General features: G+C 63.9%; 9 protein-coding genes. 1 reads left to right on the top strand and 8 read right to left on the bottom strand.

The genetic code is table 11. The features are described from left to right. The coding region (locus ITX55_RS12730; RefSeq protein WP_139281193.1) for a hypothetical protein at positions 1-105 on the bottom strand (105 nt) is incomplete at its 3' end. 238 nt (positions 106-343) lie between these two features. Between ITX55_RS12730 and ITX55_RS12725 the strand changes: the two genes are divergently transcribed. Continuing rightward, positions 344-1,096, top strand: coding sequence for a M48 family metallopeptidase (locus ITX55_RS12725; protein WP_004937650.1), 753 nt, complete (start codon positions 344-346; stop codon positions 1,094-1,096). Positions 1,097-1,137: 41 nt separating this feature from the next. On the opposite strand, the gene ITX55_RS12720 is transcribed toward ITX55_RS12725, so the two are convergent. The 7 genes from ITX55_RS12720 to ITX55_RS12690 are packed head-to-tail and all read right to left on the bottom strand — an operon-like array spanning position 1,138 to position 8,549. Then, positions 1,138-2,778, bottom strand: coding sequence for a thiamine pyrophosphate-binding protein (locus ITX55_RS12720; RefSeq protein WP_033644932.1), 1,641 nt, complete (start codon positions 2,776-2,778; stop codon positions 1,138-1,140). Between the two features lie 52 nt (positions 2,779-2,830). After that, positions 2,831-4,300 carry an aldehyde dehydrogenase gene (locus tag ITX55_RS12715; RefSeq protein WP_223085106.1) on the bottom strand — a complete coding sequence of 490 codons (1,470 nt, stop codon included), beginning with the start codon at positions 4,298-4,300 and terminating at the stop codon, positions 2,831-2,833. 16 nt (positions 4,301-4,316) lie between these two features. Next, positions 4,317-5,111 carry an aspartate dehydrogenase gene (locus ITX55_RS12710; protein WP_108681951.1) on the bottom strand — a complete coding sequence of 265 codons (795 nt, stop codon included), beginning with the start codon at positions 5,109-5,111 and terminating at the stop codon, positions 4,317-4,319. A gap of 15 nt (positions 5,112-5,126) precedes the next feature. Then, positions 5,127-5,921: an SDR family oxidoreductase gene (locus tag ITX55_RS12705; RefSeq protein ID WP_108681953.1), complete on the bottom strand. Its 795-nt coding sequence runs from the start codon at positions 5,919-5,921 to the stop codon at positions 5,127-5,129. After that, positions 5,918-6,736 (bottom strand): alpha/beta fold hydrolase, encoded by an 819-nt coding sequence (locus ITX55_RS12700; protein WP_072627020.1) that lies wholly within the window; start codon positions 6,734-6,736, stop codon positions 5,918-5,920. The genes ITX55_RS12705 and ITX55_RS12700 overlap by 4 nt, the downstream gene beginning before the upstream one ends. Further along, positions 6,736-7,260: a cupin domain-containing protein gene (locus ITX55_RS12695; RefSeq protein ID WP_004937634.1), complete on the bottom strand. Its 525-nt coding sequence runs from the start codon at positions 7,258-7,260 to the stop codon at positions 6,736-6,738. The genes ITX55_RS12700 and ITX55_RS12695 overlap by 1 nt, the downstream gene beginning before the upstream one ends. Before the next feature lie 32 nt (positions 7,261-7,292). After that, positions 7,293-8,549: an MFS transporter gene (locus tag ITX55_RS12690; protein ID WP_072627019.1), complete on the bottom strand. Its 1,257-nt coding sequence runs from the start codon at positions 8,547-8,549 to the stop codon at positions 7,293-7,295. Positions 8,550-8,563 lie beyond the last annotated feature (14 nt).

The following is an 8,563-nucleotide window of genomic DNA, read 5'->3' as shown; positions in this document are numbered from 1 at the left end:
GTCCGCCATGCCCATAGGGGCCCCCGGGTGGCCGGAATTTGCTTTTTGTACGGCGTCCATGCTGAGTGCGCGGATGGCGTTGGCAAGCTCTTTACGAGAGGACATGTTTTACTCCAGGTCGGATAAAAAAAGCAGTCAAGTTCCCTATTTTCTCAGACTCCACATCACAACGGCAATCCCTAATGCCAAATGAGAGCGAGTTCACCACTTATTAGCACGATTGGACGCTTTTTCGGAATAACACTATTCTCGCCCCGTCTGGCGTACACTAGGCTCTTGCGGCAAGATAGCCTCAAAGCAAAATGACTCTTTTACCTTGTTACCTTCACAGGAAGATGGCGTTATGAAGATCCGTACCTCTTTGATTGCGTTGGGCATTGCCACCTTGGCAACCGGCTGTCAAAACCTGAATACCGAAACCCTGATGCAGTCCGGCGCGCAGGCGTTCCAGGCGGCGACCCTGAGCAACAACGACGTTAAGGCCCTGAGTGATAAATCCTGCGCCGAGATGGACAGCAAGGCACAAATCGCGCCGGCCGACAGCACCTATGCCAAGCGTCTCAACAAAATCGCTGCGGCGCTGGGCGACAACATCAACGGCACCCCGGCCAACTACAAGGTCTACGTGACCAAAGACGTCAACGCCTGGGCGATGGCCAACGGCTGTATCCGCGTTTACAGCGGCCTGATGGACATCATGAACGACAACGAAGTAGAAGGCGTGCTGGGCCACGAAATGGGCCACGTGGCGCTGGGCCACACCCGTAAAGCGATGCAGGTGGCTTACGGCACCGTGGCGCTGCGCACCGCGGCGTCCTCCGCCGGCGGCGTTATCGGCTCGCTGTCGCAGTCGCAGCTGGCGGACATCGGCGAGAAGCTGGTCAGCGCCCAGTTCTCGCAGAAGCAGGAAAGCGAAGCGGATGATTACTCGTTCGATCTGCTGAAAAAGCGCGGCATCGATCCGAACGGCCTGGCCACCAGCTTCGAAAAACTGGCCCAAATGGAAGCCGGCCGTCAGAGCAGCATGTTCGACGATCACCCGTCTTCCCAAGCGCGCGCGCAGCACATTCGCGATCGCATCGCGGCAGAGAAGTAACAACGAGAACGCCCGGCAACCGCCGGGCGTTTTTTATCGTCTCAATACAGGGTTTTCTGCGGCGGCCCGGCGAAGGTCAGCGGCCCGACCTGCTTCATGTCCACCTCGACCACCGACGGCCCCGGGTAGTTGATCGCTTCGGCCAGCACGCCGTTGAACTGCGCCGCCGCCTCGACCTTCCAGGCTTTCAGCCCCATCGCTTCGGCTATTTGAGTAAAGGCCGGCGTATGCAGCTCGTTGTAATACTGGCGCCCGGCGAAATACTTGTCCTGAATGCCGCGCATCACGCCATAACCGCCGTCGTTCATGATCAGCAGGGTGATGTTCACCTGTTCCTGCGCCATGGTCGCCAGTTCCCCCAGGCCCAGCGCCAAACCGCCATCGCCCACCAGCCCCACCACCTTGCGCTGCGGGTTGGCGATCGCGGTGCCGATCGCCATCGGCAGCCCCATGCCGATAGCACCGGCCAGCGAGTGAATGTTGCACAGCGGCGAGATCGCGCGGAACAAACGGCTGCCCCAGACGCTGCCGGATACGGTGATATCGCGCACCAGCAATCCGTCCTGCGGCAGCGCGGCGTCGATGGCGTCGTTGAGTTTGGCGTATTCACCGGACTGCTGACGCAACGCGCTCTCCGCCTGCTGCACCGCCCCCGCGATCTCGACATCCCACTCGGCGTTGACCTTCTCGCCGGGGCTCAGCCGCGCCGCCAGCGCGGCCAGCAGCGCCGCACAGTCGCCATTGATCTGCTCATCGGCCAGGTAGTTGCGGTTGGCCGCCGCCGGATCGATATCAATCTGCACCAGCGGGCGCGGCAGCGGCAGCGTCCAGGTGCGGGTCTCATTACTGCGCAGCCGTGAACCGGCCACCAGCGTCAGGTCGCACTGCGTCAGGATAGCCTCGATGCTCGGCGAGTTGTGGAACGCCCGCAGGCTGCGCGGATGGCTGTCCGGCAGAATGCCACGCCCGTGGGTGCTGGAGATCACCGCCACGCCGGCGTCCGCCAGCTTGCGCACCGCATCGCCGCAGGCCAACGCGCCGCCGCCCAGCCACAGCAACGGGCGCTTGGCCTGTTTCAGCCGCTGATGCAGCCGCTCCACCGCCGCATCGTCCGCCTTCGGCAGCGGCGCCGGCGCCAACGCTTCGGTCAGCACCGAGCGGGAAACCAGGCTGCTTTGGATATCGATCGGGATCTCGACCGCCACCGGGCCGCAGGGCACGGTTTGCGCATCCAGGATCGCTCGCTGGATCACCGCCACCGCCTGTTCCGGCGAATTGACCCGGTAGGCGCGCTTGGAGCAGGCGCGCAGAAAACCGAGCTGATCCCGGGTTTCATGAATAAACCCGGCGTCGGCGTCCAGATAGGCTTTTTCTACCTGGCCGGTGATATGCAACAGCGGCGTGTTGGCGTTAAGCGCTTCAATCATCGCCCCCACCGCGTTGCCCGCGCCGGCGCCGGTGCTGGTCAACGCCACGCCCAGGCCGGAGAAGCGCCCATGCGCATCGGCCATGGTGACCGCGCCCGCTTCGCCGCGCGCCGGCACGAAACGAATTTTATCGCGCTGCCCCACCGCATCGGCGATCGGCAGATTATGAATCGAAATGATGCCGTACATCGCCGACACCGCGTACTGTTCCAGAGTCCGGGCTATCGCCTCGCCAACCGTGATTTTATCGCTCATCATCTGCCTTCTTAGGGTAGTCGTTATTAGGGTTATGCGTAGAGGTGTCGGCCTAGTCGCTCCAGCGGTTCACCTGATGGCTCAGCGCCAGATACACGCTTTTCTGCTGCATGTAGGCCTTGATGCCGTTCAGGCCCTTTTCGCGGCCCAGCCCGCTTTCCTTGAAACCGCCGAACGGCGTGGAAATCGAGAACGTTTTGTAGGTGTTGACCCAGACGGTGCCGGTTTCCAGCCGCTCCGCCAGCGCCATCGCCCGTGGGAAATCGCGGCTCCAGATGCCGGCCGCCAGGCCGTACACCGAGTCGTTGGCCTGTTCGATCAGCTGTCGCTCGTCGTCGAACGGCAGCGCCACCAGCACCGGCCCGAAGATCTCCTCCTGGCAGACGCGGGCGTCGTTGTTTAAACCTTCAATAATGGTCGGCAGGTAATAGCTGCCGCTCGCCAGTTGCGGATCGGCCGGCGCTTCACCGCCGATGACCACCCGGCCGCCCTCCTGCCGCGCCAGCGCCACGTAGTCCGCCACGCTTTGCCGGTGTTTGGCGCTGATCAGCGGGCCGAGATGCACGCCCGGCACCAGCGGGTTGCTGATGCGCAGCCCCGCCGTCAGTTCGGTCAAGCGCGCCAGCAGCGGCTGATACAGCGAACGATGCACGAACAACCGCGAGCCGGCGATGCAGGCCTGCCCGGCGGAGCTGAAAATGCCGTAGCAGATGCCGCGCGCCGCCTGCTCAAGATCGGCGTCCTCCAGCACGATGGTCGGCGATTTGCCCCCCAATTCCAGCGAGGTGGAGATCAGCTTGTCGGCGGCGATGTGCGCCAAATGGCGCCCGGTGCTGGTCCCGCCGGTAAAGGCGATCTTTTTCACCAGCGGATGGCGCGCCAACGCCTCGCCGATCACCGAACCTTTGCCCGGCAGCACGCTGAGCAGCCCGGCAGGAAGCCCCGCCTGTTCGAACAGCTCGGCCAGCTTTAGCGCCATCAGCGGCGTGGCTTCGGCCGGTTTGAGCACCACCGCGTTGCCCGCCGCCAGCGCCGGCGCCACCTTCTGCATTTCGCTGGCGATCGGTGAGTTCCACGGCGTGATGGCGGCGATCACCCCCATCGGTTGATACTGACTGAGCGTCATCACTTCGGCGCTGCGCGGGGTCGGCAGCTCGCCCTCCAGCACCTCGCAAGCGGCGGCGAAGTAACGCGCGGTCGCCGCCGCGCTGGCCACCAGGCCGCGGGTTTCCGCCAGCGGTTTGCCGTTGTCGCGCGTCTGCAACTCGGCCAGCTGTTCCTGCTGCGCCAGGATCAGGTTGCTCACGCGGTAGAGAATTGAGGCGCGTTGGTGCGGCACCAGCCCACGCCATTCCGGCGCGCGCCAGGCCTTTTCCGCCGCCTCAACCGCCTCGTTGACATCCTCGACGTTAGCGGCGCGCAGCCGCGCGTTGACGCTGCCGTCGGCCGGAAATACCGAAGCCATCTCTTCGCCGCGCCCTTCACGCCAGCGCCCGGCGACAAAAATATTCAATCGTTCCATGCTCCGCTCCTGCCGTTCAGGCAATAAAACCGCCGTCCACCAGACGGCGGCAGGCTTGTACCGCGCTCAGCGCCGCCAGGGTTGATGTTTTGGGATTGCTCGCCAGCGGGGTGCCGCTCAGCTCGATGTGAAACTCGCCAAAGTCGCCGCATACCTGCAGCCGATGGGTATTGCGCCGGGTGGCGGGATCGACCTGCAGGCGTACCCGAGTGGCGTCCATCCCCAAGCCGTTGAGCGCAATGGTGGCCGCCACGTTGGCGTTGGCCGGGAATAAACGCGCCGCTTCACGCGCCGACCCTTCAAAAAACACCTGGGCTTCACGCACCGCATCGAGATCGATCAGCTGCTCCGCCGGGCTGCCCCGCCAGCTGGCCGGACTTTTGCTGGCCTGATAGGTCACGCTTTCCAGCCCGCCTTCGCGCGCCGACGCCAGCCCGTCCATGCCCGCCACCGCGCCGGACAGCACGATCAGTTGCCCGTGATGGCTGCGGCAGGCCTGCTGCAACCGCTGTTGCAATGCGGCATCCGCCAGCGCGCCGGTTGAAATCAGCGCCAGCGGCCAGCCGCACTGCAGCACCGCTTCGCCAAACTCCGCCACCGCCTGCTGGCTGGCGCACTCCAACACCAGATCCGGCCGCTGCGAACACTGCTCCGGATGGGTCAGCGCCTGCACCCGCCCGCCAAAAGCCTCATCGATCGCCGCATGATGAGCTGCGCGCGCCAGGATCCAGCCGACCTCCACGCCTTCAGGCAAACGGGCGATCACTTCCTTCGCCATCGCGCCATAGCCAATCATCATGATCTTCTTCATCTTTTTCGGCCCCTGTTACACATGGCGGTTAAAGCCGCCGGAAACGTCCAGCGCCGCGCCGGTGGTAAAGGAAGCCAGCGGCGAAGCGAGGAACAGCAGCGCCTGCGCCGGTTCCTGCGGCTTGCCGAGGCGCTTCATCGGGATGCCGCGGCGTTCGGCGATCGCCGCCGTCCACTGCTCCCAGCTTTGATCTTTATCGCTGCGATCGTCGAAACGGCGGCGCCATTGGCCCGACTCCACCATCCCCAGCAAGATCGAGTTAACCCGAATGCCTTTGCCCACCAGCTCTTTCGACAGCGTCAACGTCATATTGAGCAGCGCGGCGCGCGCCGCCGAGGTGGCGATCATGTGTTCTTCCGGCTGCAGCGCCAGCAGCGAGTTCACGCAGGTGATAGACGCGATGTCCGATCGTTCCAGCGCCGGTAAAAACGCCTGCACCGGGTTGATCACGCCGAACAGCTTCAGCTCTGCCTCATGCAGCCAGGCTTCGCGCGGCGTCTGGTCAAAGTGGGCGACGAAGCCCTGACCGGCGTTGTTGATCAGCAGATCCACGCCGCCGAAACGCGCCGTCACCTGAGCGGCGAACTGCGCCACCTGCTGCGCATCCAGCACGTCGCAGCGCAGCGCCAGGATCTCCGCCTGCGGGAAGTCCGCGCGCAGGCTGGCCTCCGCGCCGGCCAGTTTGTCCGGATCGCGGCCGCAGAACGCCACCTTCGCCCCTTCGGCCAGCAGCAGTTTCAGGGTTTCTAAACCGATGCCCGACGAGCCGCCGGTCACCACCGCCACCCGATCCTCAAGCTGAAAATTCATCGTTGGATTGCTCCCGTAAAATCCCGCAGATAGCGGTTGAAACACGCCGGCGCATCGAGGTAGCTGGCGTGACCGGCGGCGGCAATCAGACGCAGCGTCGCGTCTTGCTCACGCGCCAGCTCGGCCGCCTTCTCCGGCGGCGTAATGCGATCCAGTTCACCGCACCACACCTCCAGCGGGCCGCGATAGCGCGCCAGATAGCGGCCAATATCATCGTTGGCCAGCATCCAGGCGGCACTCAGAAAACCGTCGGGATCGAGCTGCTGCATGCCGTTGCGCACCCAGGCGATATCCTGCGGATCCGCCCCTTCGCGCAGCAAGGCCGCCGCCCGCTGCTCGCCGTAGCCCACCGGCCCCAGCGTCTCCATCATCTGTTGGCGCTGGCCGTACACCTGTCGGCGTTTTTCCTCCGGCGCCGCGGCATAGCCCTGCGCCGGATCCGCCAACACCAGCCCACATAGCCCATCCGGATAGCCGGCGGCGTAGGCGCTGCCGATCAGCGCTCCCAGCGAATGGCCGACGATCAGCGGCTGCCCCAGCTGCAGCTCATCAATCAGCGCCGCCAACGCCGCTGCATAACCGGCGGCGTCAGCCTGCGGATCCGCCAACGGCAGGCTGCCGCCGTAACCCGGCGCATCCCACGCCAACAGACGATGACCGTCTGTCAGGCCGCTGTCGTTAAACTGCTTGATCCACGAGGCGGATCCGGAACTGATGCCGTGCAGCAACACCACCGGCCGCCCCTGCCCGGCCTCGCGCCAGCTCAGGGTATACGCCCCGCAGCGCGCCCGTTGGCGTTGCGCCAAACCATTCATCAGTTACGCTTCACTTTAGACAGCGGGTGGTCCGCCGGATAAGTCGGGATCTCCGGCTTAGCGGTGCCGAGCATCACGCACATCAGCGCCTCTTCCTCGCCGTGATTGAACAGGCCGCGATACACGCCCGCCGGCACCGAGATCAAATCGCGCTCTTTCAGCCTGGTTTCGTAATACTCTTCCCCATCCTGAATCATCAGCGTGATGCTGCCTTTCAGCATGAAGAACACTTCTTCCACGTCGTCGTGCAGGTGCAACGGGCCCTCGCACTTCGACGGCAACACCATGGTGGAGAAGGTGAAATTGCCCGCCGGAATGGTGTTGGCGTCGCTGGCCACGCCGGTGGCGCCGGTGCCGATGTAGCGCATCTGCGCGCGGCGGTATTTCGGGTCGAAATCGGCCTGGAATTTCAGCGCGTTCCAGTCGTATTTGCGGCCTTCAAAACGGGCGATGCGCGACTCCACCCAGTTTTCCATCGACAGATCCTGCGGCTTGACGCCGGCTTTGTTCTCAACCTGAGACATGTTGTCACTCCTCTGTTGAAACGATTGATTAATCAGTACTTTATCAGCAACGGCAGCAGAATGAGGCAGCCGACGAACGCCATCACCACCAGGAACAGCAGGCCGTTATCCATATTGCCGGTGGCGGCGATCAACGCCCCCATCAGCACCGGCGCCAGCGCGCCGGCAAAATTGCCCAGTCCGTTGAAAATGCCGCCGGCGGTGGCGCTGACCTTGCTGCTGGTCGCCTTCGCCAACAGCGCGAAAATATTCGGCGCGCCGGCGCCCCACATAAAGGTGCTGAAAGCCATGGCGGCGATCACGCTGTAAGTGCCCTGCAGGTGCAGCACCACCGCCAGGCCAAGGCCGGCGCCGCACAGCGACAGGAAGCAGGCCAGCGCGCGCCGATCCAGCTTGTCCGACAGCCAGGCGCCCAGCACTTCGCCGAGCAGCATGGCGATGAACGGCAGCGAAGAGAGGTAACCGGCATGCTCCAGATGAATGCCTTTGCCCTTGATCAGATAGCTCGGCAACCAGCCGTTCATGCCCCACAGGTAGGTCAGGAAGGCGATATTGAACAGGCAAATCATCCAGAAATGCGGGCTGCGCAACAGCTCGCGGCGATGCTGTTGGCGTTCGGACACCGCCGGCTTGGCCGCCGCCGCCGGACGCGACACGTTCAGGTGGCGCATGCCGAACAGCACCAGCAACATCACCGGCAGCGTCAGAAACGCCATAAAGAAGAAGGTGGCCTGCCAGTCGAAGGTATTGAGGATGTACAGGGTGACCGGGAAGCCGAGCGCGGCCCCGAGCGGCGTGCCGAGCAGCCACAGCATGGTGGCGCGCGCCTGCAGCTGCGGCGGGAAGGCCTGACGAATAATGGCGTAGGCCATCGGCAGCAGCGGCCCTTCGGCGATGCCGAGCAGAATGCGCAGCGTCATCATGGCGTGATAGGAGCGCACCAGCCCCATCAACACCATCAGCACGCCCCACACCACCATCATGCCAATCAATACTTTGACCGGATTAAGCCGATCGCCGATGCCGCTGAGCAGCATCGAGGAGATGCCGTAGGAGAACAGAAACGCGCTCATCAGCAACCCCAGCCGCGCCGGGTCAAAACCGATGCCCAGCGCCTGCTGAAACTCGGCGTCGGAAAACAGCGCCGCGATGCTGATTTTGTCGAAAAACGCCAGCAGCACGCAGGCGAACAGCGCGATCGGCACCGACCAGCGCACCCGCTGCTGTGGATTTTCGGCAACGGTTTCCCCCGCCCGTCCAGCGCGGGCGTCAATGTCTTGCGTAGTCATAAAACGCTCCCGAG

The organism is Serratia sp. EWG9, assembly GCF_019913725.1.
In the GTDB taxonomy this organism is placed as follows: domain Bacteria; phylum Pseudomonadota; class Gammaproteobacteria; order Enterobacterales; family Enterobacteriaceae; genus Serratia; species Serratia ureilytica.
The sequence above is the reverse complement of the archived record's forward strand: the minus strand, read 5'-3'. Positions and strand labels throughout refer to the sequence as shown.